26 protein-coding genes and 1 other RNA gene are annotated in these 25,532 nt (G+C 66.6%); 11 read left to right on the top strand and 16 right to left on the bottom strand.

What is annotated here, in order from left to right; genetic code table 11:
- The first annotated feature begins 251 nt into the window (after positions 1 to 251).
- From gatC to rnpB, 5 genes are all read left to right on the top strand, one after another.
- The gene (gene gatC / locus KO490_RS13140) at positions 252 to 539 is read left to right on the top strand and encodes an Asp-tRNA(Asn)/Glu-tRNA(Gln) amidotransferase subunit GatC (RefSeq protein WP_216019862.1); all 288 of its coding nucleotides are present in this window, start codon (positions 252 to 254) and stop codon (positions 537 to 539) included.
- Entirely contained in the window at positions 536 to 2,020 is a 1,485-nt protein-coding gene (gatA, locus tag KO490_RS13135; RefSeq protein WP_216019861.1) for an Asp-tRNA(Asn)/Glu-tRNA(Gln) amidotransferase subunit GatA, read from the top strand. Before gatC ends, gatA begins: the two co-directional genes overlap by 4 nt.
- 28 nt (positions 2,021 to 2,048) lie before the next feature.
- Positions 2,049 to 2,381, top strand: coding sequence for a hypothetical protein (locus KO490_RS13130; protein WP_216019860.1), 333 nt, complete (start codon positions 2,049 to 2,051; stop codon positions 2,379 to 2,381).
- On the top strand, positions 2,381 to 3,016 hold the full coding sequence (locus KO490_RS13125; protein WP_216020157.1) for an N-acetylmuramoyl-L-alanine amidase: 636 nt from the start codon (positions 2,381 to 2,383) through the stop codon (positions 3,014 to 3,016). The genes KO490_RS13130 and KO490_RS13125 overlap by 1 nt, the downstream gene beginning before the upstream one ends.
- Positions 3,017 to 3,042: 26 nt before the next feature.
- Positions 3,043 to 3,419: RNase P RNA component class A (rnpB, locus tag KO490_RS13120), an RNA gene on the top strand.
- A 6-nt stretch (positions 3,420 to 3,425) separates the two neighbouring features.
- On the opposite strand, the gene KO490_RS13115 is transcribed toward rnpB, so the two are convergent.
- From KO490_RS13115 to nth, 5 genes are all read right to left on the bottom strand, one after another.
- The gene (locus tag KO490_RS13115) at positions 3,426 to 3,872 is read right to left on the bottom strand and encodes a hypothetical protein (protein ID WP_216019859.1); all 447 of its coding nucleotides are present in this window, start codon (positions 3,870 to 3,872) and stop codon (positions 3,426 to 3,428) included.
- 103 nt (positions 3,873 to 3,975) lie between these two features.
- Positions 3,976 to 5,160 (bottom strand): endolytic transglycosylase MltG, encoded by a 1,185-nt coding sequence (mltG, locus tag KO490_RS13110; protein WP_252727169.1) that lies wholly within the window; start codon positions 5,158 to 5,160, stop codon positions 3,976 to 3,978.
- Positions 5,160 to 6,419: a beta-ketoacyl-ACP synthase II gene (fabF, locus tag KO490_RS13105; protein ID WP_216019858.1), complete on the bottom strand. Its 1,260-nt coding sequence runs from the start codon at positions 6,417 to 6,419 to the stop codon at positions 5,160 to 5,162. Before fabF ends, mltG begins: the two co-directional genes overlap by 1 nt.
- Before the next feature lie 153 nt (positions 6,420 to 6,572).
- The gene (locus KO490_RS13100) at positions 6,573 to 7,583 is read right to left on the bottom strand and encodes an adenosine kinase (protein ID WP_216019857.1); all 1,011 of its coding nucleotides are present in this window, start codon (positions 7,581 to 7,583) and stop codon (positions 6,573 to 6,575) included.
- Positions 7,580 to 8,236, bottom strand: coding sequence for an endonuclease III (nth, locus tag KO490_RS13095; RefSeq protein ID WP_216019856.1), 657 nt, complete (start codon positions 8,234 to 8,236; stop codon positions 7,580 to 7,582). Before nth ends, KO490_RS13100 begins: the two co-directional genes overlap by 4 nt.
- A 206-nt stretch (positions 8,237 to 8,442) precedes the next feature.
- Here nth and KO490_RS13090 point away from each other — a divergent pair, with 206 nt between their 5' ends.
- Positions 8,443 to 9,126: an OmpA family protein gene (locus KO490_RS13090; RefSeq protein WP_216019855.1), complete on the top strand. Its 684-nt coding sequence runs from the start codon at positions 8,443 to 8,445 to the stop codon at positions 9,124 to 9,126.
- A 99-nt stretch (positions 9,127 to 9,225) separates the two neighbouring features.
- On the opposite strand, the gene KO490_RS13085 is transcribed toward KO490_RS13090, so the two are convergent.
- The 5 genes from KO490_RS13085 to KO490_RS13065 form a co-directional block, all read right to left on the bottom strand.
- The gene (locus KO490_RS13085; RefSeq protein WP_216019854.1) at positions 9,226 to 9,789 is read right to left on the bottom strand and encodes a F0F1 ATP synthase subunit B; all 564 of its coding nucleotides are present in this window, start codon (positions 9,787 to 9,789) and stop codon (positions 9,226 to 9,228) included.
- The gene (locus KO490_RS13080; RefSeq protein WP_216019853.1) at positions 9,786 to 10,415 is read right to left on the bottom strand and encodes a F0F1 ATP synthase subunit B'; all 630 of its coding nucleotides are present in this window, start codon (positions 10,413 to 10,415) and stop codon (positions 9,786 to 9,788) included. The genes KO490_RS13085 and KO490_RS13080 overlap by 4 nt, the downstream gene beginning before the upstream one ends.
- Before the next feature lie 74 nt (positions 10,416 to 10,489).
- Positions 10,490 to 10,726 carry a F0F1 ATP synthase subunit C gene (locus KO490_RS13075; protein WP_022707390.1) on the bottom strand — a complete coding sequence of 79 codons (237 nt, stop codon included), beginning with the start codon at positions 10,724 to 10,726 and terminating at the stop codon, positions 10,490 to 10,492.
- A gap of 82 nt (positions 10,727 to 10,808) precedes the next feature.
- Entirely contained in the window at positions 10,809 to 11,558 is a 750-nt protein-coding gene (locus tag KO490_RS13070; RefSeq protein ID WP_303462342.1) for a F0F1 ATP synthase subunit A, read from the bottom strand.
- Between the two features lie 2 nt (positions 11,559 to 11,560).
- Positions 11,561 to 11,908, bottom strand: coding sequence for an AtpZ/AtpI family protein (locus KO490_RS13065; protein WP_216019852.1), 348 nt, complete (start codon positions 11,906 to 11,908; stop codon positions 11,561 to 11,563).
- A 181-nt stretch (positions 11,909 to 12,089) separates the two neighbouring features.
- Between KO490_RS13065 and KO490_RS13060 the strand changes: the two genes are divergently transcribed.
- Genes KO490_RS13060 through KO490_RS13050 form a run of 3 tightly spaced genes read left to right on the top strand, consistent with a single transcriptional unit; the run spans position 12,090 to position 14,234 of the window.
- Complete coding sequence (locus tag KO490_RS13060; RefSeq protein ID WP_216019851.1) at positions 12,090 to 12,458, top strand: helix-turn-helix transcriptional regulator; 369 nt, start codon at positions 12,090 to 12,092, stop codon at positions 12,456 to 12,458.
- Positions 12,442 to 13,323 carry a PfkB family carbohydrate kinase gene (locus KO490_RS13055; RefSeq protein WP_216019850.1) on the top strand — a complete coding sequence of 294 codons (882 nt, stop codon included), beginning with the start codon at positions 12,442 to 12,444 and terminating at the stop codon, positions 13,321 to 13,323. The genes KO490_RS13060 and KO490_RS13055 overlap by 17 nt, the downstream gene beginning before the upstream one ends.
- On the top strand, positions 13,323 to 14,234 hold the full coding sequence (locus KO490_RS13050; protein ID WP_216019849.1) for a pseudouridine-5'-phosphate glycosidase: 912 nt from the start codon (positions 13,323 to 13,325) through the stop codon (positions 14,232 to 14,234). The genes KO490_RS13055 and KO490_RS13050 overlap by 1 nt, the downstream gene beginning before the upstream one ends.
- Here KO490_RS13050 and KO490_RS13045 read toward each other — a convergent pair whose 3' ends face one another.
- A complete protein-coding gene (locus tag KO490_RS13045) occupies positions 14,235 to 15,296 on the bottom strand; it encodes a patatin-like phospholipase family protein (RefSeq protein WP_216019848.1) in 1,062 nt (353 codons plus the stop codon).
- A 68-nt stretch (positions 15,297 to 15,364) separates the two neighbouring features.
- Positions 15,365 to 16,492, bottom strand: coding sequence for a peptide chain release factor 2 (prfB, locus tag KO490_RS13040; protein ID WP_216019847.1), 1,128 nt, complete (start codon positions 16,490 to 16,492; stop codon positions 15,365 to 15,367).
- 221 nt (positions 16,493 to 16,713) lie between these two features.
- Here prfB and KO490_RS13035 point away from each other — a divergent pair, with 221 nt between their 5' ends.
- On the top strand, positions 16,714 to 18,156 hold the full coding sequence (locus KO490_RS13035) for a peroxidase family protein (protein ID WP_216019846.1): 1,443 nt from the start codon (positions 16,714 to 16,716) through the stop codon (positions 18,154 to 18,156).
- On the opposite strand, the gene KO490_RS13030 is transcribed toward KO490_RS13035, so the two are convergent.
- The 3 genes from KO490_RS13030 to KO490_RS13020 form a co-directional block, all read right to left on the bottom strand.
- A complete protein-coding gene (locus KO490_RS13030; RefSeq protein ID WP_216019845.1) occupies positions 18,153 to 20,705 on the bottom strand; it encodes a penicillin-binding protein 1A in 2,553 nt (850 codons plus the stop codon). The genes KO490_RS13035 and KO490_RS13030 overlap by 4 nt on opposite strands.
- Before the next feature lie 67 nt (positions 20,706 to 20,772).
- On the bottom strand, positions 20,773 to 21,981 hold the full coding sequence (locus KO490_RS13025) for an N-acetylmuramoyl-L-alanine amidase (protein ID WP_216019844.1): 1,209 nt from the start codon (positions 21,979 to 21,981) through the stop codon (positions 20,773 to 20,775).
- Positions 21,978 to 23,111 (bottom strand): pyridoxal phosphate-dependent aminotransferase, encoded by a 1,134-nt coding sequence (locus tag KO490_RS13020; protein ID WP_216019843.1) that lies wholly within the window; start codon positions 23,109 to 23,111, stop codon positions 21,978 to 21,980. The genes KO490_RS13025 and KO490_RS13020 overlap by 4 nt, the downstream gene beginning before the upstream one ends.
- Before the next feature lie 159 nt (positions 23,112 to 23,270).
- Between KO490_RS13020 and KO490_RS13015 the strand changes: the two genes are divergently transcribed.
- Positions 23,271 to 24,017, top strand: coding sequence for a DsbA family protein (locus KO490_RS13015; RefSeq protein WP_216019842.1), 747 nt, complete (start codon positions 23,271 to 23,273; stop codon positions 24,015 to 24,017).
- A gap of 42 nt (positions 24,018 to 24,059) precedes the next feature.
- Here the strand turns inward: KO490_RS13015 and KO490_RS13010 are convergent, their stop codons facing one another.
- Positions 24,060 to 25,490: a mannose-1-phosphate guanylyltransferase/mannose-6-phosphate isomerase gene (locus tag KO490_RS13010; protein ID WP_216019841.1), complete on the bottom strand. Its 1,431-nt coding sequence runs from the start codon at positions 25,488 to 25,490 to the stop codon at positions 24,060 to 24,062.
- Positions 25,491 to 25,532 lie beyond the last annotated feature (42 nt).

The raw sequence follows: 25,532 nt of genomic DNA, 5'->3' as shown, positions 1-25,532 counted from the left end.
CGATAGACGAACGGGCCACATTGTCACGCTGCAGGTCTTCCCTGCGGCGTGAGGCGGTGTTTAGGCAAAGCCGTTCCGCCCCGCAAGAGAAAAAATGCACGCCCCGCGAATTTTTCGCGCCCACCGCGCAAGGCACTGGAATCGATGCATTTACCCCCTGCCCGCCCCATCCCGCATGCCTTATCGTGGCGCGAAATCTTGCGGGATCATCGCGGGCGGGGTAGACCCGCGCCCGAACGAAAGGAAATGTCATGTCGATCACCGAAGACGAGGCCCGCAAGGTCGCGCATCTGGCGCGCATCGCGGTCGATGACGCCGCCCTGCCAGATCTCGCGCGCGAACTCAGCGGCATTCTGCATTTCATGGAACAGCTGAACGAAGTCGATGTCGAAGGCGTCGAGCCGATGACCGGCGTCACGCCCATGCGCCTCAAGCGCCGCGAGGATGGCGTCACCACGGGTGGCATGCCCGAAAAGATCCTGTCGAATGCCCCCGACGCGCGCGAGGGCTTCTTTGCCGTGCCGAAGGTGGTGGAATGACCGAACTGAACCGCATGACCATCGCCGGGGCGCGCGACGCGCTGGCCAAGGGCGAAACCACCTCGGTCGAACTGACCGAAGCCTGCATCGCCGCCGCCGAAGGTCAGGGCGCGCTGAACGCGTTTGTCCACAAGACCGCCGATCTGGCCCGCCGGATGGCCGCCGATGCCGACAAGCGCATTGCCGCGGGCGATGCCACCGCCATGACGGGCATCCCCGTCGGCGTGAAGGACGTCTTTGCCGTCAAGGGCGTGCCGACCCAGGCGGGCAGCAACATCCTTAAGGGCTTCGTCCCGGAATATGAATCGACCGTCACCCGCAACCTGTGGGACGCGGGCGCGGTCATGCTGGGCAAGTTGAACCAGGACGAGTTCGCCATGGGCTCGACCAACGAATCGAGCTGCTACGGCCCTGCCGTGAACCCGTGGCGCGGCAAGGACGGCCAGCAGCTGACGCCGGGCGGTTCCTCGGGTGGGTCCGCCGCCGCCGTGGCCGCCGATCTGGTGATCGCCGCGACCGGCACCGATACCGGCGGCTCGATCCGCCAGCCCGCGGCCTTCACCGGGACCGTCGGCCTGAAGCCCACCTATGGCCGCGTCAGCCGTTGGGGCACGATCGCCTATGCCTCCAGTCTGGACCAGGCGGGGCCGATGACCAAGACGGTCCGCGATGCCGCCATCATGCTGGGCGCGATGGCGTCGGCCGACCCGATGGACAGCACCTGCGCCGACCTGCCCGTCCCCGATTTTGAGGCCGCGCTGACCGGCGACATCCGCGGCAAGAAGATCGGCATCCCGCGCGAATACCGCATGGAGGGCATGCCCGACGCCATCGACGCGCTGTGGAAGCAGGGCGCCGAGATGCTGCGCGACGCGGGCGCCGAGATCGTGGATATCAGCCTGCCGCATGCGAAATACGCGCTGCCGGCCTATTACGTCATCGCCCCGGCCGAGGCGTCGTCGAACCTCGCGCGCTATGACGGCGTGCGTTACGGCCACCGCGCCAAGCTGGGTCAGGGCGACGGCATCGTCGAGATGTACGAGAAGACCCGCGCCGAGGGCTTCGGCCCCGAGGTGCAGCGCCGCGTGATGATCGGCACCTATGTGCTGTCGGCGGGCTTCTACGACGCCTATTACAACCGCGCCCGCAAGGTGCGCGCCCTGATCAAGCGCGACTTCGAGAACGTCTTTGCCGAGGGCATCGATTCGATCCTGGCGCCCACGACCCCGTCGGCGGCCTTCGCGCTTGGTTCGGTGGACAAGGGCGATCCGGTGCAGATGTATCTGAACGACGTCTTCACGGTCACGCTGAACCTGGCGGGTCTGCCGGGTGTCGCGGTGCCGGTCGGGCAGGATGCGCAGGGCCTGCCGCTTGGTCTGCAGATGTTCGGCCGCCCCTTCGAGGAAGGCGAACTGCTGAACCAGGCATCGGTTCTGGAACGGGCCGCAGGTTTTGTGGCCAAGCCCGATCGCTGGTGGTAACGTCGACAGGCAAGCGAACGGAGGCGGGATGCGCGGCTGGAAGGTGATCTTGGTGCTGGCGCTGGCCGGCTGTGGCGTCAACCAGGGCTGGAACCCGAACTATCAGTTCGGCAACAGCCCTTACGGCGAATACCGCGCCGCCCGAGAGGCGGCCCTGGTGACGGATGCCGATCCCTCGCGGGTGATTCCGGTCGCGCGACCCTTCTACGCGCCCACGGGGGCCGATATTGCCGGGAAGGACCCGGTTCCTGTCCCCGCCACGATGGGTGTGCGCAAGCTGCGGGTCGTCAAGCCCGTGGCCTCGGCCGGTGACGAACCGGTCGATATCGCACCCCGGATGCGGGCCGAACAGGCCCCATGATCCATCCCAGCCCGAATCATGGCGACAGGCGCGGTCAGCGCCCGTCGCTGATCGTGCTGCATTTCACCAAGATGATCGACGCGGCCTCGGCCCGCGAACGGCTGTGCGACCCGGCCGCAGAGGTCAGCGCCCATTGGCTGATCGACGAGGATGGCCGCATGGACGCGCTGGTCCCCGAGGATCGCCGCGCATGGCATGCGGGTGCGGGCAGCTGGCGCGGGCAGGACGACGTGAACAGCCGCTCTGTCGGTATCGAGCTGGCCAATCCCGGCGACCGTCCCTTTGCCGCGCCCCAGATGGCGGCGCTGCGCGAGCTGCTGCGCGGTATCATGGACCGCTGGCAGATCGGCCCCGAGGGCGTGATCGCGCATTCCGACCTGGCCCCCGGACGCAAGGACGACCCCGGCCCGCGCTTCGACTGGGAAGGTCTGTCCCGCGAGGGGCTGGCGATCTTCACCCGCATGATGGCGACGCCCGCGCCATTGGCGGAATCGCTGACGGCCATCGGATATCCCGAAGGCGATCCCGACGCGCTGTTGCAGGCCTTCCGCCTGCGCCACCGCCCATGGGCGCATGGCCCCGAAACCGATGCGGACCGGGCGGTCGCCGCCGCGCTTCGCGACTTGACGGCCTGAGGCCCCTCGTCCATATCCCCCCCTGCGCGGAGGGCCGGATGACCGTGGCGGTGCAAGCCGTCGAGGAAAGTCCGGACTCCATGAGGTAACGGTGCCGGGTAACGCCCGGCGGGGGCAACCCCAGGGAAAGCGCCACAGAGAACAGACCGCCCGTGTCCGCACGGGTAAGGGTGAAACGGTGGGGTAAGAGCCCACCGGGGGACTGGCAACAGGACCCGCATGGCAAGCCCCACCGGGAGCAATGCCGAATAGGGATCGCGCGCGGGGGCAACCCCGCAGGGCCACCTTGCCCCAGCAGATCCGGGTAGGCAGCTAGATCCGGCCGGCAACGGTCGGGGCAGATGAATGGTCATCCAGCCGCGCAAGCGGTGGACAGGATCCGGCTTACAGGCCCTCCGCGCGCTTCAGTTCAACCCTTCTTGGTGCGTGCCCGGGCCTCGGTCGCCTTGGCGATGGCATCGGCGGCCTCGCCCTGCATCTTCTGGGTGAAGCTGACCACCTGCGCGGCATAGGCCTCGGCCCAGTCGGCCAGCCCCTTGCCCTCGCCGCCGCCCATCTTCATCGCGGATGCGCGCATCTCCTCGCCCTGCTTGCGCATGGCCTCGAACTGCGTTTCCCACTTGGCCTGCATCTGCTGGAACTGGTTGCGCATCGTCTCGCCGGCCTCGGACATGTGGGCCTGCATCTGGCGATTGACCTCTTCCTGCTGGGCGATCGCCTGTTCCTGCCACTTGCGGGCCTGGGTCATGGCCTCTTCGCTGTTCTTCGACATGGCATCCTGCCATTCGCCCATCCGGGCCTCGAAGGTGCGGGCGTTCTCGGCCAGCGCGTTCAGCATGTCGGACATCTTCATCATCGCGAAATCCTCTCTGTGCCGGGCCCATGGTCTGAAAATGCAGAAAGGCCCCCGAATGCAGCCTGCGTCCGGGGGCCTCGTCTTGTCAAACGCGAAGGCGCGTCTACTGGTCCGTCTGCACGGGGCTGTCGGTCGGCAGCCCCTGGTTCGCTTCGATCGCGCGCCAGCGGGCGACGGCGGCATTGTGTTCCTCGAGCGTGCGAGAGAAGGCGTGACCCCCCGTCCCGTCCGCGACGAAGAACAGGTATTCCGTCTCGTCGGGGTTCAGCGCCGCACGGATCGCCGCGCGGCCCGGATTGGCGATGGGCGTCGGCGGCAACCCGTCGATCTGGTAGGTGTTGTAGGGCGTCCGGGCGTTCAGTTCGGACCGGCGGATGCCGCGATCCAGGATGCCCTGCCCGCCGGTAATGCCGTAGATGACCGTCGGGTCCGTCTGCAGGCGCATGCCCTGGCGCAGGCGGTTCACGAAGACGCTGGCGACCTGTGGGCGTTCATCCGCGACGCCGGTCTCCTTCTCGACGATCGAGGCCATGATCAGCGCCTCTTGCGGGTTGTCATAGGGCAGACCGAAGGGGCGGTTCTCCCATGCCTCGGACAGGATCGCCTGCTGGCGGCGGGCCATGTCGGCCAGGATCGCATTGCGGTCCGCACCCTTCTGCAACTGATAGCTGTCGGGCGCGAGGCTGCCTTCGGCGGGGATCTCGGAGACCTCACCGGTCAGGAACTCAGCCGCGCGAAGCGCCTCGACCACCTGCCAGCTGGTGACGCCCTCGGCCATGACCAGCGACAGGCGCACATCGGCCTTGGCCTCGGCCTGCGCGATCTCCTCGGGGCGCTCCTCGGTCGCGGGGTCGAAGCGGGCCATTTCCTCGTAGGCGCCCGTTTCCGGGTTCATGTCGCGCAGCAGGACGCTGTTCTCGCGGACGCCCACGCGGATCAGGACCTCGGTCCCGCAGGTGGACGGGCCGCCCGCCGTGACCGTATCGACGATCTGTTCCATGCTGGCGCCGGGCGGCACGAGGAAGCTGCCGAATTTCAGGTCGCGCGCCTTGCCCATGTAATCCGCGCCCGCGCGGAAGATATAGGCGTGGCTGATCGCCCCCTGCGATGCCAGCTGGTTGCTGACCGCGTTCAGGCTGGCCCCGGGCGAGATCTGGACGCATTGCGCAACCTCGCTCGGACCCGGACCGCTGAATTCGCGCTTGGCCCATGCGATGGCCGCGGCACCCGCGACCATCAGCACGATCAGCAGCGTCAGAAAGTTCGACGCGATGTTGCGCCAGATCATCAGGCGACCTTTCCGATGATCAGGCAGGCATTCGTGCCGCCGAAGCCGAAGCTGTTGGACAGCGCGACATCGACCTTGCGACGGACGGCGGCATTGGCGGCAAGATCCAGCTTCGGTTCGACCGCCGGGTTGTCCAGGTTGATCGTCGGCGGGCAGATCTGATCGCGGATCGCCAGGATGCTGAAGATCGCCTCGACCGCGCCTGCGGCACCCAGAAGATGGCCGATGCTGGACTTGGTGGACGACATGACGGCGTTCTTCGCGTGATCGCCCAGCAGACGCTCCACCGCGCCCAGCTCGATCGTGTCGGCCATGGTGCTGGTGCCATGCGCGTTGATGTAGTCGATCGCATCCGGCGTCAGCCTGGCCGAGGCCAGCGCCGCCTTCATCGCGCGGAAGCCGCCATCGCCATCCTCGGCCGGGGCGGTGATGTGATAGGCGTCGCCCGACATCCCGTAACCCAGCACCTCGGCATAGATCCTGGCGCCACGCGCGACCGCATGTTCGTATTCCTCGAGGACGACGACGCCCGCACCCTCGCCCATGACGAAACCGTCGCGGTCGTCGTCATAGGGGCGGCTGGCGGTCTTCGGATCGTCGCCACGCTTGGTGGACAGCGCCTTGCAGGCGTTGAAGCCCGCGATCCCGATCTCGCTGATCGGGCTCTCGGCGCCGCCTGCGACCATCACGTCCGCGTCGCCGAAGGCGATCATGCGGGCCGCGTCGCCGATGGCATGGGCGCCCGTCGAACATGCCGTCACCGGCGCGTGGTTCGGCCCCTTGAAGCCATAGCGGATCGACACCTGACCCGAGATCAGGTTGATCAGCGCGCCGGGGATGAAGAAGGGGCTGACCCGCTTGGGGCCGCGTTCCTTGATCAGCACCGCCGTCTCCGCGATCGAGGTCAGACCGCCGATGCCCGACCCGATCATCACGCCGGTGCGCAGACGCGCCTCTTCATCCTCGGGGGTCCAGCCCGCATCGGTCACGGCCTGATGTGCCGCGGCCATGCCATAGAGGATGAAGTCGTCCACCTTGCGGCGGTCCTTCGGCGCCATCCAGTCGTCGGGATTGAAGCTGCCGTCAGAGCCGTCGCCGAAGGGGATCTCGCAGGCGTATTTCGTCACCACGTCCTTGGCATCGAAGCGCGTGATCGGCCCCGCACCCGACTGCCCTTCCAGCAGCCGCGACCACGTTTCCTCGACCCCGGAGGCCAGAGGCGTGACCATACCCAATCCCGTGACGACAACCCTGCGCATCCTGATATCCTTGCCTGCCTTGGTTTTGGCGGTGATACACGCCCGAACCACGGCACGCAACGGATCAACGCCCACCCGTCCGGCGGGACAAGCAGGCGTGAAGCCCCTGACCTGTCAGCGGATTTCCCGCGGGCTGCGGCAGGTCGCGCGCGCCTAGAGCCCCGCTGCGCGGAAATCGGCCAGCAGGTCGCGTTCGGGGCGGGCGCCGACATGGCCGATCACTTCGGCTGCGGCCATGCAGCCCATCCGGCCCGCGACCTCCAGCGGCAGCCCGGAGGCCAGGCCATAGATCAGCCCCGCCGCGAACTGATCGCCCGCGCCGGTCGCATCCACCGGGACCACGCGATGGACGGGCGCGGTCACGCGTTCCTCGTTTCGGATCAGGATCGCATCGTCGCCCGAACGCGTGCAGATGACGGTCCCGCAATCCGCAGTCGCAAGGCGCAGCGCCTCTTCCAGATCCTCGACCTGATAGAGCGACTGCCATTCGTGGACATTGCCGATGACGTAATCCATCTGGCCCGCGACCAGCTGGCGGAAATCGTCGCGGTGGCGATCGACGCAAAAGGGATCGGACAGCGCGATGCCCGCCTGTCCGCCCACGCGGTGGATCTGGTCCGCGGCCTTCAGGAAGGCGTCCTTGCCCTTCGGCTTGTCGAACAGATACCCTTCGAGGAACAGCCAGCCCGCGCCGTCGAACACCGCCGGATCGACATCGTCGGGGCCCAGTTCCGCCGAGATGCCCAGATAGGTGTTCATCGAGCGTTCGCCATCCGGGGTCACGAAGATGATCGTGCGCGAACTGGGCAGGCTGCCCCCGGGAACCGGCGCATTGACGAAGCGCGTTCCCGACGCCTCGGTCTGGGCGGCATAGCTGCGGCCGATCTCGTCATCCGCCACGCAGCCGATGAACGAGGTGCGCAGCCCCAGCCGACCGATCCCCGCCAGCGTGTTGGCCACACTGCCGCCCGCGGCCATCCGCGCATCCATCCGGCGATCCGAATGGTCGTCGGCCTGCGCGGCCATCAGGAACTCGGACCGCTCGCGATCGACAAGCTGCATGATCCCCTTCTCGATGCCCAACTCGGACAGGCGGGATTCCTCGGTGGGGGCGATGATGTCCATGACGGCGTTGCCGATGCCGATGACATAGGGCTCGTTCATTCGGTCTTCTCCTCGAATGGGCAGAATTCTTCGATGGGGCAGATGGCGCAGCGCGGTCGCCGCGCCTGGCAGACATAGCGCCCGTGCAGGATCAGCCAGTGATGCGCATGGGTCTGGAAGCGCGCCGGGACGTTGTCCTCGATCGCGCGTTCGACCTCGTCCACGTCGCGGCCCGGCGCCAGGCGGGTGCGGTTGCCGACGCGGAAGATATGGGTATCGACCGCCTGCGCGGGATGGCCGAAGGCGCAGGACAGGACGACATTCGCCGTCTTGCGCCCCACGCCCGGCAGCGACATCAGCGCGGCGCGGCTGTCGGGAACCTCTCCGCCATACTGATCGACCAGGATGCGCGACAGGGCGATGACGTTCCTGGCCTTCTGGCGAAAGAGGCCGATGGTCTTGATATGCTCGGTCACGCCTTCGATGCCAAGCTCCAGCATCTTCTGCGGGGTATCGGCGATGGCGAACAGCCCGCGCGTGGCCTTGTTCACCCCGACATCGGTCGCCTGCGCCGACAAAGCGACGGCCACGACCAGCGTGTAGGGGTTCGTGAACTCAAGCTCGGTCTCGGGGACCGGGTTCGATTCCCGCAACCGCGAGAAGATCGCGACCTGGGTGCCGAAGGGCAAGGGAGGGGGAAGGCGTTTCGACATGACAGACCGCTTTTGACCCCGCCCGCGCGGCAATGCAAGCACCGGGCGGAATTCCGCGCCAGACCGTTCGGTTCACCGAAACTTGGCTTCCCATTCGCGCGGAACTGCGACAGCGTGCGTTGCGTTGATTGCGGCCCGCAGGCGGGCCGAGAAGAACAAGACGGCGCGGTGAAATGCCGCCCACGGAACATCGAAAGGGAGCTCCGATGAAACTCCGCAGCAGTGCAATTCTTGCCGTTTCCGGCCTCATGGCGCTTGGCGCATGTGCCGACCCGAATGCCACCGGAACCGGGACGGGCACCGGGACCGGCACCGGGCTGAGCCGCACCCAGCAGGGTGCCCTGGCAGGCGCCGCGGTCGGCGCGATCTATGGTGCGACCCGCGACGAAGACAGCAACAACGAGGGCCGCGACGCGGCGCGTGGCGCCATCGTCGGCGCGGCCGCGGGTGCCATCGCGGGCAACATCCTCGACCGCCAGGCCGCCGCGCTGGAACAGTCGATCCAGAACCCGAATGTCCAGATCGTGAACCACGGTTCCTATCTGCAGGTGGTCATGCCCGAGGGCATCCTGTTCGCCACCGACAGCGCCGCCGTGTCCGGCCCGGCCCAGAGCGACCTCTATGCCGTTGCGCGGAACCTGAACCAGTATCCGAACAGCCGGGTCGAGGTGATCGGCCATACCGACAACACCGGCAGCGCGTCCTACAACCAGGACCTGTCGCAGCGTCGCGCCCAGTCGGTGCTGGGCATCCTGTCGGCCGCCGGCGTCAACCAGAGCCGCATGGTCGCCGTCGGTCGCGGCTTCAGCCAGCCCGTGGCATCGAACGATACCGCATCGGGCCGCGCGCAGAACCGCCGGGTCGAGATCATCATCCGCCCGACGCAGTAAGGAATGCGGGCCGGGACATCCCGGCCCCTCCGACCTGCCAACGAAAAACCCCCGGCTGCCAGATGGCACCGGGGGCTTCTTTAAGTCGGATCGCGGATCTTAGTTGAGGCGGCGTGCCACATCCTCGATCGCGTCGTCGATCCCGGCCGAGCGGTTGCCCGCCTGGACCTGCTGCGCCAGCAGTTCCGAGGCAGCCGCGACAGCGGCGGAAACGGCACGGTCGCGAACGGCGCGGACAGCGTCCTTCTCGGCGCTGGCGATCTGATCTTCGGCCGCCTGCAGGCGACGGTCGATCGAACGGGCCAGATCGTCCTTGGCACGACCGGCCTGCGCCTCGGCTTCGCGACGGGCATTGGCGACGATTTCCTCTGCCTGGCCCTTCACTTCGCGCTGACGACGCTCATAGCTGGCATAGATCTCCTGGGCTTCCTCGCGCAGGCGACGGGCCTCGTCCAGATCGCCGCGAATGCCTTCGGCCCGCTTGTCCAGCAGACCACCCAGCAGGGCGGGAACCTTGAAGTAGACCAGCACCCCGATGAAGACGAGGAAGGCCAGCAGCACGATGAAGTCGGTATTGCCGAGCGAGAAGAACGGACCGGTCGCGGCGGCTGCCGGACCTGCGATCATCGCGCCTGCGGCGGCGGTTGCGAGAAGACGCTTCATTGAACCGCTCCTTTCATCCGTGCATCGACGGCGGCATCGACGCTTGCGGCATCGGCATTGCCCCCGAAGGACGCGACCAGCTGGGCCGTGACCTCGCGGGCGACCTCGCGGGCGCTGACATCCGAGGATGCGCGGATCTCGCGAAGGCGACCTTCGGCTTCGGCGGTGCGGGCGGCGATTTCGGCATCCGCCTTGGCGATTGCGGCGTCCAGCTCGGCCTGGATCTCGGCGCGGTTCTGCGCCACGATCGACTGGGCTTCGGTCCGGGCATCGGCCAGGGCCTTGTCATAGGCAGCTTCGGCCGCGCGGGCCTTCTGCTTGAATTCCTCGGCGGCCATCAGATCGCCGGTGATCGCGCCCTGACGGTCTGACAGGACGGCGGCGATACGGGGCAGCGCGACGCGCGACAGGACCAGATAGAGGACCACCAGCGTGACGACCAGCCAGAAGATCTGGTTGCCGAACGTGGTCAGGTCCAGCTGCGGAAGTCCCGCGGCTTCGGCATGGCCCGCTGCATCGGCCCCGTAGGCCGCGGCATCGGTGCCGTGGGCTGCGTCGTGACCGACGATCTCGCCCTCAGAGTGTTCGACCGCGTGGGTGGCGGCCTCTTGCAACAGGCTGAACATTTCCTACCCCATGGCCTTGAAGTTCACGATGGGGCGGGGGCGAACCCCCACCCCGCCGCAAGGATGGCGTGGGATCAGACCGCGAACATCAGCAGAAGCGCGACGAGGAACGAGAAGATCCCCAGTGCTTCCGCGAAAGCCATGCCGATGAACAGCGTGGCGGTCTGACCGGCGGCGGCCGACGGGTTGCGCAGGGCACCGGCCAGGAAGTTGCCGGCGACGTTGCCGACGCCGAGGGCGGCGAAGCCCATGCCGAACGCGGTCAGGCCGACGCCGATGTACTGGCCCAGTTCTGCGATATTGCCTTCCATGGTATCTCTCCTTGCGGTTGGAAGATTGGCGATCTTGGTTGGGCGACCCCGGCAGGGGTCGCTGTCGCTGCGCGTCGTCGCCTCAGTGCGACGGGTGCAGCGCATCCTTGAGGTAGACGCAGGTCAGGATCGTGAAGACGTAGGCCTGAACGAAGGCCACCAGAACCTCGAAGGCATACATGCCGACGACAGCCAGGATGGCGACGGGTGCGACGGCGGCGATGGCCGCGAACCCTGCGAAAACCTTGATGACGGCGTGGCCCGCGATCATGTTGCCTGCCAGACGGATGGACAGGCTGAGCGGACGCACGAAGTAGCTGATGACCTCGATCACGGCCAGGATCGGGCGCACGGCCAGCGGCGCCGACTTGATCCAGAACAGTTCGAGGAAATGGCTGCCGTTCTTGACGAAGCCGATGACGGTCACGCCGATGAACACGGCCATCGCCAGCACGCCGGTCACCGCGATATGCGAGGTGACGGTGAATGCGGTCGGCACGAGGCCCAGCATGTTGCCGAAGCAGATGAACATGAACAGCGTCAGCACATAGGGGAAGTACTGCAGCCCGTCCTTGCCGGCGATGTCCTCGATCATCTTGTGAACGAGGCCGTATGCCATCTCGGCGACCGACTGCGCGCGGTTCGGGACCACGGCGCGACCACGGGTGCCCAGCACCAGCAGCGCGATGGACGCAAGCGCGGTCAGCGCCAGCCACAGCGTGACGTTGGTGGGGGTCCACCAATGGACATCGGTCCCGCCAAAGAGCGGCTTGACCACGAACTGGTCCATCGGGTGGAATTCAAGGCCGCCGCCAGTCGCTTCCGTCGCCACGATCAATCCCTCTCGTCACTGCCCGGCCTCGGGCCGGTATCCTTGTCGATCTCGCCCGCGGTGCGCATCATCGTCTTGATGCCGGCCGCGAGGCCGAGAAATATGAAGACGACCATCATCAGGGGCATCGTCCCCAGAAGATAGTCCAGACCGTAACCGATCGCCCCGCCAAGCCCCAGCCCGGTCACAAGCTCGATCACCATCCGCCAGGCCAGGTTGGCCTGTTCGTACTTGCCCATCGGACCCTGGGGCCGCGGACCGGGGGCCTTTTTGGCCAGCTTCGCCTCGAGCGCGCGGAGACGGTCGGCATCCGATCCCTTTTCCGCGTCGTCCCGGGGTTCACCGGCCATGCTTCACGCCCCCGTGTTCGTTGAAGGCTGTCTAGAAAGAACGGCCCCCCAAGTCAAGCACGGGGTTCCCCGCGACAAGCCGCTGAATCGACTGCATATTCCTATTTCGTTGCACGCATTGCATTCCGCGGCGCGGCAGGACATTATTCAACCCGCTGGTTGACCAAGGCCCGATCCCCATATGCCCCCTGCCCCCGTCCCACGATCCTGCCCCGACAGGCTGGACCTGATCTTTGCGGCCCTTGCGGACCCGACGCGCAGGCGCGTGCTGTCCATGCTGCTGGAAGACGACATGGCGGTCAGCGACGTGGCCCAGCCCTTCGCCATGAGCCTTGCGGCGATCTCCAAGCATCTGTCGGTGCTTGCAGCCGCGGGCCTGATCCGTCAGGAACGGCGGGGCCGGATCACATGGTGCATGCTGGACCCTTCGGGGATGCGCATGGCCTCGGTCTGGATGCAGGGCTTCGGACAGTTCGATCCGGTGGACCTGGACGATTTCGAACGCTTCCTCGAAGCCGAACTGAGGGAATTGGATGACGACGACGCCTGAGGTCTTGTGCATCGGCGCGATGCTCTGGGACGTGATCGGCCGCGCGCCGCGCCGCATGGCGCCCGGTGCGGACGTGCCGGGACGGATCCGCCACATTCCGGGGGGCGTCGCGCTGAATGTCGCCGTCGCGCTGGCCCGTTGGGGCGTCGCGCCCGCCGTGCTGTCCGCCGTGGGCCGCGACCCCGAGGGAGAGGCCCTGATCGCCGAGGCCGAGCGTCTTGGCGTGCTGACCGGGCATCTGTTCCGCGACGGCGGCCTGCCCACCGACTGCTACATGGGGATCGAGGACAGCGAGGGGCTGATCGCGGCCATCGCCGACGCCCATTCGCTGGAGGAGGCGGGCGATGCGATCCTGTCGCCCCTGGACGACGCGCTGGCTGCCTGGTCGCGCCCCGTGGTGCTGGACGGCAACCTGACCGAGGATCTGCTGGCCGTGATCGCCCGCGATCCGCGTCTGTCCCATGCCGATCTGCGCGTGGTTCCCGCAAGCCCCGGCAAGGCCGAGCGGCTGGAACCCCTGATCGCCGCACGTCGCGGCTGCTTCTATCTCAACCGTCTCGAGGCCGAGATCCTGGCCGGGCGCGCCTGCGCGGATGCCGCCAGCGCCGCCGAGGCCGTGGTCGCGCGCGGCGCGGCCCGCGTGCTGGTCACGGACGGTCCCCATGCGGCGGCGGATGCGATGGCCAACGGGCCGACCCTGACCCATCGCCCGCCCCCCGTCACGGTCGCACGCGTCACCGGCGCGGGCGACTGCTTCCTTGCCGCGCATCTTGCGGCCGAATTGAAGAACCAGCCGCGCGATGCGGCCCTGCGGCAGGCGGTCGAAGCCTCTGCCGCGCATGTCTCCGGAAAGGACGTCCCCTGATGCATGATGCACCTCTCAGCTTCTCGCCCGAAGTCGCCGACGCGTTGAAGCAGGGCCGCCCGGTCGTGGCGCTGGAATCCACGATCATCACCCACGGGATGCCCTGGCCCCAGAACCTGGAAATGGCCCAGAAGGTCGAGGATGTCATCCGCGAGGGCGGCGCCGTTCCCGCGACCATTGCCGTGATGGGCGGGCGCATCCATGTCGGCCTGACGACCGAGGAACTGACCGCGCTGGCGCAGACGCCCCCTGACCAGGCGATGAAGCTGAGCCGCGCCGACCTGGCGGTCTGCATCGCGAATGGTCGCACGGGCGCGACGACCGTGGCCGCCACCATGATCTGCGCCGAACTGGCGGGGATCCACGTCTTTGCCACCGGCGGCATCGGCGGCGTCCATCGCGGGGCGGAAACCAGCTTCGACATCTCGGCCGACCTGCAGGAACTGGGCCGGACCCCGGTGACCGTCGTCGCCGCGGGCGCCAAGGCGATCCTGGATCTGCCCAAGACCTGGGAAGTGCTGGAGACCCTGGGCGTGCCGGTCATCGCCTTCGGCCAGGACGAGCTGCCCGCCTTCTGGTCGCGCGAAAGCGGCATCAAGGCGCCGCTGCGCATGGACGATCCGGCCCAGATCGCCGCGGCCGCCAAGATGCGCGCGCGCCTGGGCGTGACGGGCGGCCAGCTGGTCGCGAACCCGATCCCGGTTGATGCCGAGATCCCGCGCGACGAGATCATGCCCGTGATCGAGCAGGCCCTGGCGGAAGCCGAGGCACAGGGCATCGCCGCCAAGGCCGTGACGCCCTTCCTGCTGGGCCGCATCTTCGAGCTGACCGAAGGCCGTTCGCTGGCCTCGAATATCGAGCTGGTGCTGAACAACGCGCGCCTGGCCGCGAAGATCGCCGCCGCCTTCTGATCAGGCCGGATAATTTGCGAACAGGGCCTGCAGATCGAAGCTGTCGGTCCTGTTCAACTTGTCGGCGTGATCCTGCAGGAAGACATCCGCCGCGACCTGCCCCGCCGATTTCATGCTTTCCAGCAGTCCCGGCTTGGGCATGACCTTGGACCGCGCGTTCAGGTCGTTCATCAGCTTGTCGTCGTCGATCAGATGGATCAGCACGTTCTTCATGGACCTGTTGGTCATGCGCCCCTCGTCGAACAGCTTCTTGACGAAGTTGATCGACCGCAGCTGGGCCATCAGCGAACTGTTGAAGCTGATCTCGTTCACGCGGTCCGCGATCTCGACCGGGCTGCGGGGCAGCACGTCGCGCATCAGCGGGTTGATCGCCACGATCACGATGTCCCGCGGGAACCGCGCAGCATAGAGCGGAAACAGCGCCGGGTTGCCCGTGAAGCCGCCGTCCCAATAGGCCTCGACCCGGCCGGTGGCGGGGTCCGCGATCTCGACCGCCTGGAACATCGTCGGCAGGCAGGCCGATGCGATGATGGCATCGACGCTGGTCTCGCGGCCCGAAAAGACGCGGATGCGCCCGGTGCGCACATTGGTCGCCGCGATGAACAGCTCGGGGCCGCCATCGCAGGCGTAATTCGAATGGGGCAGGCCCTGCAGCAGCGGCCCGAGCGGGTTGGAATAGAACGGCCCGTAATCATAGGGGCTGAAGATGCGGGTCAGGTTGTCCAGCCATGCGGCGGGCGAGAACATCTCGGTCCAGCGCTGCATCGAGCGGTTCATGGGCATCAGCGACTGCGTCCAGCGGACCACGCGGTTGTCGCTCATCATGCCGATCTCGGACCAGAGGCGGTCGAGGTTTTCCTTGGCGGCCATGCGCCCTGCCCGGCCGCCATGCGCGCCCAGGCCCGCCTTCAGCGCCGCACCGTTCAGCGCCCCTGCAGACGTGCCGCTGACGCCCGCGATCTCCAGCCAGTGTTCGTCCAGCAGGCGGTCGAGAACACCCCAGGTGAAGGCGCCATGCGCCCCCCCGCCCTGCAGTGCCAGATTGACCGACTTGCGTTCCATGACCCACGGCGCCCCTTTTGCAGTTGCAGCATGATAGGAAGCCCGGGCCGATCCGGCAAGCCGCGCGATCAGTCGGCGGCGTTCGCCTCGGCGCGGCTCTTGCCGGCAACGTCCAGCGCAAGGGTCGCGGCCATGAAGGCGTCCAGATCGCCGTCCAGCACGCCCTGCGTGTCGCTCGTCTCCTCGGAGGTGCGCAGATCCTTCACCATCTGGTAGGGATGCAGCACATAGGACCGGATCTGGTTGCCCCAGCCCGCCTCGCCCTTGGCGGCGTGCTGGGCGTTGATCTCGGCGTTGCGGCGGTCCAGCTCCATCTGGTACAGGCGCGATTTCAGCGCGGCCATGGCGTTGGCGCGGTTCTGGTGCTGCGACTTCTCGGAACTGGTCACCACGATGCCGGTCGGGATGTGGGTAATCCGCACGGCCGAGTCGGTCGTGTTGACGTGCTGACCGCCCGCACCGGACGAACGATAGGTATCGATGCGGATCTCGTTGTCGGGAACCGTGATCTCGATATTCTCGTCCACCACTGGATAGACCCAGACGCTGCTGAAGCTGGTGTGACGACGCGCGGCGCTGTCATAGGGGCTGATGCGGACCAGGCGATGCACGCCCGATTCCGATTTCAGCCAGCCATAGGCGTTGTGCCCGGTGATCTTGTAGGCCGCGCTGCGGATGCCCGCCTCGTCGCCGCCGGTCTCGGACAGAAGCTCGACCTCGTAGCCCTTCTTCTCGGCCCAACGGACATACATGCGCGCCAGCATGGACGCCCAGTCGCAGCTTTCGGTGCCGCCCGCGCCCGCGTTGATTTCCAAGAAGGTGTCGTTGCCGTCGGCCTCGCCGTTCAGCAGGGCCTCCAGCTCCTTCTGCGCAGCCAGTTCGGCCAGCGACTTCAGGTTGCCCTCGGCCTCGGCGACCAGATCGGGATCGCCCTCCTCCTCGGCCAGTTCGACCATCTCGGCATTGGCGGTCAGATCGGCGTCGATCCGGCGATAGGTCTCGATCGCATCGGCCAGCGCCTGACGTTCGCGCATCAGCTTCTGCGCGCGGGCCGGGTCGGACCACAGATCGCCATCCTCGATCATGGCGTTCATTTCTTCCAGGCGATGGGGCGCGGTCTGCCAGTCCATGCGCTGACCCAGCAGCGTCAACGAGCGACGGATGGATTCGATTGTGGACTGCGTCTCGGCGCGCATGGAATTCCCCTTCTGGTGCGAGGGGCAGACATAGCTTGCCGCGCTACCATCGGCAAGACCGGGCATCGGCAAGACCGGGCAGAAGCCGCGTTCGCGGACGCACAATTCCATTATGTTCGATCCAATTATAATATAATTGATCGATTAACATATTCGCGTATATTCACGCCACGTCCATTTAATAAGTTACCGAGGTTGAAATGTCCTATCAAAACCATGGAATGAGCGGTTTCGACCGTTTCATCGAATCCTGCCTTCATGGCGAGGCGCTGAACAGCACCGATCACGTGATCCCGCAGATATTCGGCAGGCTTCTGCCGCGAAACCCCCTGGCCTGGAACGGCGACGAACAGGAATTGCTGCGCATATTCGGGGATCTGGTGAATACCCTTCGGATCGACGACCAGGAGGGCCCGGCCGATGCGGGGCTGACATTCTTCGGCCAGTTCATCGACCACGACGTGACCTTCGACGTGACCAGCGTGATCGGTCGCACCATCGATCCACGCGGCATCCGCAACATCCGCACGCCCAATCTGGACATGGACTGCGTCTATGGCGACGGACCCGAAGCCAGCCCGCACCTGTACGGATCGCTGAACGGGCACGAGGGGTATCTACTGTTCGGACGCACGGATTATCACCTCGACCTGTCCCGCAACGGCAAGGGAACCGCGCTGATCGGCGATCCCCGCAATGACGAGAACATATTCGTCAGCCAGATCCAGGGGGCATATATCTGCCTGCACAATCTCGTCTTGTCGCAATTGCACAATTCGGGCCCGCTGGAAAACGATATTCGCGATATATCCATGGCGGGCACATCGAACGATCTTTGGTCGGGAAATGCGCGGATCCCGGTAAATGATTTCGAAATCGCCCGCCGTTTCGTTCAGTTGCATTATCAGAACCATATCCTGAACGATTTTCTTCCGGCATTCGTGACCCATGCCGCAATTCGCGACGCCAAGGAAGGCGCGGGTTATCTCAGCGATGCGCCCCTGATGCCGGTCGAGTTCTCGGGGGCGTGCTTCCGCTTCGGTCATGCGACGGTGCGCAACAGCTATGTCCTGTCGCCGGGCAACGAGATCTTGATCTTCGGGCATCGCGGCAAGCGGACGGCGGATCATCAGCTGGATCTGGGGCTGTTCTTCCAGTCGGGCCATCACCCCGCACAGAAGGCGCGGCCCGTGGGGCTGGGCGTGGCGCAGGGCCTGTTCGAGCTGCCGTTCATCCATGACGGGCTGCATCTTCCGAACGGTACCGAGGTTCCGGTCGATCTGGCGCGCAAGCTGCCCCTGCGCAACATCCTGCGCGACCGCTATGCGCTGGAAATGTCAAGCGGCCAGCAGGCGGCCGATGCGCTGCATCTGCCCCGGCTGGATCTGCCGCAGGTGCTGGACGATGCCGGGATCAGCCGCACGCCGCTGTGGTTCTATGTTCTGCAAGAGGCCGATGCCGGGGGCCAGGGGCGTCTTGCGGGCGTCGGCGGGCGGATCGTGGCCTCGACCCTGATCCGCATCCTGCAGGCCGACCCCGACAGTATCTGGCACGCCCATGGGTTCGAACCCCTGCCCCAGCTGGCGCGGATCGGCGACTGCTTCGCCTGGGTCGAACAGAACCGGGCGGACCTGCTGGGCCACCCGGATCTGCTGAACGGTTAATACAACCCGCCCGAGGACATGGTCCCGAAATCGGGGCGTTTGGGGATGACGCGCTGCTTGCCGGTCGAGGTGGTGATCGACTGCCCCGTCCGGCCCGAGGCGCCCGCCTCCCATGGCAGGATGACGGTGGAATCTCCGAAGCCCGACACGACATAGGGCGACAGCCAGTCCGGGTCGGTCCCGTCGCGGAAATATTCGCTGATGACGTTCGGCCCGGTCGCATCGTCGGGCAGGCGCTGACCCGTCACGCGGTCGATCTTGACCCAGTAGCCGCCGGGGGGAACCTTGAACTCGGTCCCGCCGAATTCGCGCACGGCCTCGCGCATGAACTCGTTGAACACCGGAACGCACAGCGTCCCGCCATAGGCGCTGGACCCGAGCGAGCGCGGCTGGTCGTAGCCCAGATAGCAGCCGGCCACGATATTGCTGGAATAGCCGATGAACCACACGTCCTTGGCGTCGTTCGTGGTGCCGGTCTTGCCCGCGATCGGCACGGGCAGGTTCACGCCCTTGCCCGAACCGCGTTCGACCACGCCCTCCATCATCGAGGTCAGCTGATAGGCGGTGACCGCGTCCATCACCCTTTCGCGGTTGTTGTCGATGACCGGACCCTGCCCGAAGGGCAGCGCCTGCATGCCGCAGGTCTCGCAGACGCGCTTGTCGTGGCGATAGACGGTGCGCCCGCGGCGGTCCTGCACGCGGTCGACCAGCGTGGGTTCGACCCGTTCGCCGCCATTGGCGAACATCGCATAGGCCGCGACCATGTTGAACAGCGTCGTCTCCTGCGCGCCAAGGGCGTTGGCCAGGAAGGGCTGCAGCTTGACATAGACGCCGAAGCTCTCGGCATAGCGGGCGACGTTCTCCATCCCGATATCGTCGGCGATGCGGATGGTCATCAGGTTGCGCGACTGCTCGATCCCGGTGCGCAGGGGCGTCGGGCCGTAATGACGACCCGAGCTGTTCTTGGGTTCCCACAGGCCCTGGGGCGTGTTGATGCGGATCGGTTCGTCCACCACGATCGTCGCGGGGGTATAGTTGTTGTCCAGCGCCGCGGCATAGACGAAGGGCTTGAAGGCCGAACCCGGCTGGCGCTGCGCCTGCGTCGCGCGGTTGAAGACCGAGGACTGGTACGAGAACCCGCCCTGCATCGCCAGCACGCGGCCCGTGTTCACGTCCATCGCCATGAAGCCGCCCTGCACCTGCGGCACCTGCCGCAGCGTCCAGCGGATGAAGCTGCCGTCGCTGTCGCTGGTCATCGCACGGACCAGCACCACGTCGCCCAGTTCCAGCAGGTCCGACGCCACCTGCGCGCGCGGGCCAAGGCGGCCCGTCTCGCGATCCAGCTTGCGGGCCCATTGCACGTCGCGGGCGACAATCCAGTGCCCGTCGGCATCTTCCTCGATGCCCTCGATGCCGATGCGGGCGTCGCTGGCGCCCAGTTCCAGCACCACGGCGGGGTGCCAGCCGGGAATGTCGCGCGGCAGGCGCAGATCCCACAGCGCACCGCGCCATTCGGCCTCGTCGTCCAGCTTGTCCGCCGGGATCACCTCGTCCGTGCCGCGCCAGACGCCGCGACCGCGGTCGTAATCCTCCAGCGCGCGCTGCAGCGCGGCTTCGGCCTGGTCCTGCAGGTTCGGCTCGACCGTGGCGCGGATGGTCAGGCCACCGCCGAAGAACTCCTCCTCGCCGAATTCGCGGCTCAGCTGGCGGCGGATCTCGTCGGTGAAGTAGTCGCGCGGCGGCATCTGGCTGCCGGCCGAGGGGAAATCGCCGTTCTGGACAGAGCGCAGCGGCAGCTTGGCCTCGGATTCGTAGGTCGCCTCGTCGATGAAGCCGTTCTGCCACATCTCTCGCAGGACATAGTTGCGCCGTTCGGTCACGCGTTCCTTGGCGCGAACTGGGTGATACCGGCCCGGCGCCTGCGGCATGGCGGCCAGCATCGCGGCCTCGTGCGGGGCCAGTTCGGACAGAGAGCGGTTGAAATAGACCTGCGAGGCCGCAGCCACGCCGAAGCTGTTCTGCCCGAGGAAGATCTCGTTCAGATACAGTTCCAGGATCTCGTCCTTGCTCAGCGTGCGTTCCAGGCGCGCGGCCAGGATCAGTTCCTTGACCTTGCGTTCGACGCTGCGGTCGCTGGACAGAAGGAAGTTCTTCATCACCTGCTGGGTGATCGTGGACGCGCCGCGCACGCTGTTGCCGCCGCTGGCGACGGCCTGCCATGCGGCCCCGATGATGCCGCGCAGGTCATAGCCCGGATGGCTGTAGAAGTTCTTGTCCTCGGCGCTGATGAAGGCCTGCTTGACCAGGTCGGGGATCTCCTCGACCGGGACGAAGATGCGGCGCTCCTCGGCGAATTCGTCGATCAGCTGACCTTCACCGGAATAGACGCGGCTGATGGTCTTGGGGGCATATTGCGCCAGCGTCTCGTGGCTGGGCAGATCGCGGCTGTAGATCCAGAAGATCCCCCCCACGGTCAGTGCGGCGAAGAAGAGACCGGTCACGACCCAGGAGAAGATCGCACCGAAGAATGACAGGATGGGACGCAGCACGAATGAACCGCCTTGTGATCGAAGGTGAGGCTTCTATAGACCCGTTCGCCCATCCGGTCAAAGCGCCTCAGCGTCGAAGCAGCTGCGCGCGCGCGCCCTCGTCCCGCCCCCAGGCAAGCGTGGCGTCCGCCACCGCCTCGACCATGCGGCCGCGCCAGATCGGATCGGTCAGGTTCTGACGGTCGTTCGGATCGCTGAGAAAGCCCAGTTCCAGGAGCACCGACGCGATATCGGGCGATTTCAGCACCGAGAATGCCGCCCCCTGGATGGGCCTGCCATGCAGCCCGATGCCCTTCAGCGCCATGCGCGATGCCAGCAGCCGCGCGAAGGCATCCGATCGCGGCTGGGTGTCGGTGCGCGCGAAATCCATCAGCGCGGTGGCCAGCGCGTCATCCTCGCCCGCAAGGTCCATCCCCGACAGCAGGTCGGCGCGGTCGTGGCGCATCCCCAGCTGCCGGGCTGCACGCGCATTGGCATCGGTGTTCCAGACATACACGGTCGCACCCGCCGCCTGCCCCTTGGGCAGCGCATCGGCATGCAGCGACAGCATCAGGTGCGAACCGCCTTCCCGCGCCGTGGTCATGCGCGATTCCAGCCCGACATAGACATCACGGTCGCGGGTCATGTTCACCGTAACGCCCCGCGCCTGCAGCGCATCGCGAAGTTCCTTCGCGAAGGTCAGGACCAGCACGGCCTCGGTCTCTCCGCCCGCCTGCGCGCCCGGATCGAAACCGCCATGGCCGGGGTCCAGCGTGACGACCAGCCCCTCGGCGCGTTCGGGCAGCTCGATATCGGCGGGATCTGGCAGGTTGCGCAACGCGGCCGCCGCCGAGGGCCGCGGCGCGAAAGCCTCCTCGGAGACGGGGTCCAGAAGGATGCGCAGACCCGGTTCGGGGCTGCGCGCGTTCATCCCGGCCTCGGTCACGCGATAGGGGCCCGGCAGTTCGAACACCATTCGCGCCCAGCCGCGACGGAAGGCACCCCACCGGATCGCGGGCAGAAGTTCCTGACCGAACAGTGCCCTGGGGCTGTTTCCCCGAAGATCGACACCCTTCAGATCGACGACCAGACGCGCGGGATCGCCCACCAGGAAGACCCGCCACGGCACGGGCGCATCCAGGACCAGGCGGAATTCCAGCGGCTCGGGGCCGAAGACATGCTGCCACCAGCCGTCGGGCGCCTGCGTGACCGAGGATGCGCCCGTCAGCAGGCGGGCATCCTCGGCCCAGGCGGGCATCGCCATGGCCAGCGCAAGGATCGCGGCAAGCGCCTTCATCTTGCGGCCATGTAATCCGTCAGCCGGCGCAGCCCTTCGGCGATGTCCTCGGTCGCGCGGGCATAGCTGAAGCGCAGCCACTGCCCCCCTCGATCGGGATCGAAATCCAGCCCCGGCGTCACCGCGACCCCGGCCCCGTCCAGGATCTCTCGGGCCAGGTCCAGCGAATTGTCGGTCAGGTGCGACACGTCGGCATAGACGTAGAACGCGCCCTCGGGCGGGGCGATGCGGTCGAAGCCCGCCTTGGGCAGCCCCTCCAGCATCAGGCTGCGGTTGCGGGCATAGACGGCAAGGTTCGCCTCGGCCTCGGGGATGCAATCCAGCGCGGCAAGTGCCGCGATCTGGCTGGCATGGGGCGGGCAGATGAACATGTTCTGGGCCAGGCGTTCGAATGTGCGCACCATGTCGGGCGGCACCACCATCCAGCCCACGCGCCAGCCGGTCATCGAGAAATACTTGCTGAAGCTGTTGATGACGATCACGTCGTCCGTCACCTCCAGCGCGGAATGGCAGCGGTCGCCATAGGACAGCCCGTGATAGATCTCGTCCGAGATCAGCGTCATGCCGCGCGCCTGCGTGGCGTCCGACAGCGCCTGCAGTTCGGGGATGGTCAGCACCGTGCCAGACGGGTTGCCGGGCGATGCGACGATCAGGCCCTGCGCATCGGGCAGATCGTCGGGGCGCGGCTGGAAACGATCCTCGGGACGGGTCGGGATGCCCACCGGGTCCAGCGACATGGCCCGCAGGATCTGGCGATAGCTGGGATAGCCGGGGAACCCCATCGCCACCTTGTCGCCCGCCTCGAACAGGGCCGAGAATGCCAGCACGAAGGCCCCGCTGCTGCCCGCCGTCACGACCACGCGCGCGGGGTCCAGGTCGATCCCGTACCAGCGGCGATAGAGATCCGCGATCCCCTGCCGCAATTCGGGCAACCCAAGCGCGACCGTGTATCCGAGCGGCGCGTCCAGCGCATCGGCCAGCGCGCGTCTTGCGCCTTCGGGTGCGGGCGTGCCGGGCTGGCCCACCTCCATGTGGATGATGTGGCGGCCTGCTGCCTCGGCGCGGGCGGCGTCGGCCATCACGTCCATGACGATGAAGGGGTCGACCTGACCCCGATCGGATTTGCGCATGCTCGGACCCTCGTCTCTTTTGGCGCCCTGATAGCGCGACAGCACCGGCGGGGCCAAGCACCTTCCTGCGACGCGGGTCACGGGCCCGTGTTCGCCCCCGGCTTGCGCCCCCGCCCTGCCCGGTCCAAGCTGCCGCGCGAAACGACCAGAGGTTCGCAGATGAAGCGCATGATCGCAGCCCTAGCCTTGGGCACCGCATTGGCAGGCCCCGCCCTGTCCTTCGACATCCAGTCCATGACCGACGAGGAGAGGGCGGCCTTCGGCGATGCCGTCCGCGAATACCTGATCGCGAACCCCCAGACCCTGGTGGAGGCGATCACCGCGCTGGAGGAAAGCCAGGCCGCGACCAGCGCGATGAACGACCAGGAGCTGATCGCCGAGAACAGCGCCGCCATCTTCGAGGATGGGCACAGCTGGGTCGGGGGCAATCCCGATGGCGACCTGACCATGGTCGAGTTCATGGATTATCGCTGCGGCGTCTGCCGCCAATACAACGATTCGGTCTTCGATGCCGTCGAGGATGATGGCAACATCCGACTGATCGTGAAGGAATTTCCGATCCTTGGCGAGGACAGCGAACGGTCCAGCCGCTTTGCCCTGTCGGTGCGCGATCTGGGCGGGGACGAGGCTTACAAGAAGGCCCATGACGCGCTGATCACCCTGCGCAGTTCGGCTTCGGACGATGCGCTGCGCCAGATCGCCGAAGATGTCGGCGTCGATGCCGATCAGGCGATCGCGGGGATGGAGGACGATGCCGTGACCGAGATCCTGCGCAAGAATTACGAGCTGGCGCAGAAGATGGGCATTCAGGGAACGCCCAGCTTCGTCATCGGCGATCAGCTGCTTCGCGGGGTGCCGCGCGCGGGTATCGCATCCACGGTCGAACAGATCCGCGAGACGATGTGAAACCGGGCGGCCGGGGGCACTGCCCCCTGGCCGCCTGCCAGATCAATCCTCGGTCGAGCGGGAATAGACGTCCTCGTAGCGGATGATGTCGTCCTCGCCCAGGTAGCTGCCGGTCTGGACCTCGATCAGGACCATCGGCACCTTGCCCGGATTTTCCATGCGGTGCACCGCCCCGAGCGGCACATAGATCGACTGGTTCTCCGTCACCAGCGTCACCTGTTCGTCCACCGTGACGCGCGCCGTGCCGCTGACGACGATCCAGTGTTCCGACCGATGCACATGGCTTTGCAGCGACAGCGCCGCGCCGGGTTTGACCACGATGCGCTTGACCTGGAAGCGGTCGGCCAGGGCCAGCGTCTCGAACCAGCCCCAGGGGCGATGATCGCGCCGGAAGGATTCGGCCTGCTTGTGACCCTTGGCCTTGAGCGCGCTGACCGCCTTGCGCACGTCCTGGGCGCGCGACTTGTCGGCCACCAGAACCGCGTCCGAGGTGGCGATGACCATCATGTCCTTCAGACCGATGCCCACGACCTGCAGATCGGCATCTTCGGACCGCAGCAGCACGTCGTCGCAATCGATCGCGGTCGAGTTCTTGCAGGCGACATTGCCGCCCTCTTGTCCATCCAGCTGTTCGCGCCAGACGGCGTCCCAGCCGCCCAGATCGGACCAGCGCCCCGAAAAGCGCACGACGCTGAGGTTGTCGGCCTTCTCCATCACGGCAAAGTCGATGCTGTCGTCACGGGCGTCATCCCAGGGGCCGCGTGCCAGGCGCAGGAAGCCCAGATCGGAATGTGCCTGATCCACCGCCTGCGTGACGGGTTCCAGGTATTCGGGCGCATGGGTCCTGAACGCCTCGATCATCACGGCGGCGCTGAACAGGAAGATCCCCGCATTCCAGAGATAGTTCCCCGCATCCAGCATCAGGGCCGCGTTGCGGGCATCGGGCTTTTCCACGAAGCGCGCCAGCGGCTGGACCGCTTCCGAACCGTCACCCGCCAGTTCCAGATAGCCATAGCCCGTTTCGGGGCGATCCGGCGTGATCCCGAATGTCACGATCCGCCCCTGCCGCGCGGCGACGGCACCGGTCGTCACGGCATCGCGGAAGGCATCGACATCGGGAATGACATGATCCGACGGGGCCACCAGCAGCAGCGCATCGGGATCGGTCTGCGCCTGCAGCAGGGCCGCGGCCAGGATCGCGGGGGCGGTATTGCGCCCCGAGGGTTCGATCACGATGCGGCCCGGGGCGATGCCCGCCTGTTCCAGTTGCTCGGCCACGATGAAGCGGAAATCCGAATTGGTCATCACCACCGGCGCATCGTATTCCTCGCCCGACAGGCGCAGGGCCGAGGCCTGGAACAGGGTCTGTTCCCCGATCAGTTCCGCGAACTGCTTGGGAAAGCTTTTGCGGGAGACGGGCCACAACCGCGTGCCGGAACCGCCAGCCATCAGAACCGGGGTGATCTTGCTCATGACAAACCTCTTTGCGCGCCGAACGCGGTCTTGCTGATGCGG

This window comes from Paracoccus sp. C2R09 (genome assembly GCF_018860625.1).
Classification (GTDB): Bacteria; Pseudomonadota; Alphaproteobacteria; order Rhodobacterales; family Rhodobacteraceae; genus Paracoccus.
The sequence above is the reverse complement of the archived record's forward strand: the minus strand, read 5'-3'. Positions and strand labels throughout refer to the sequence as shown.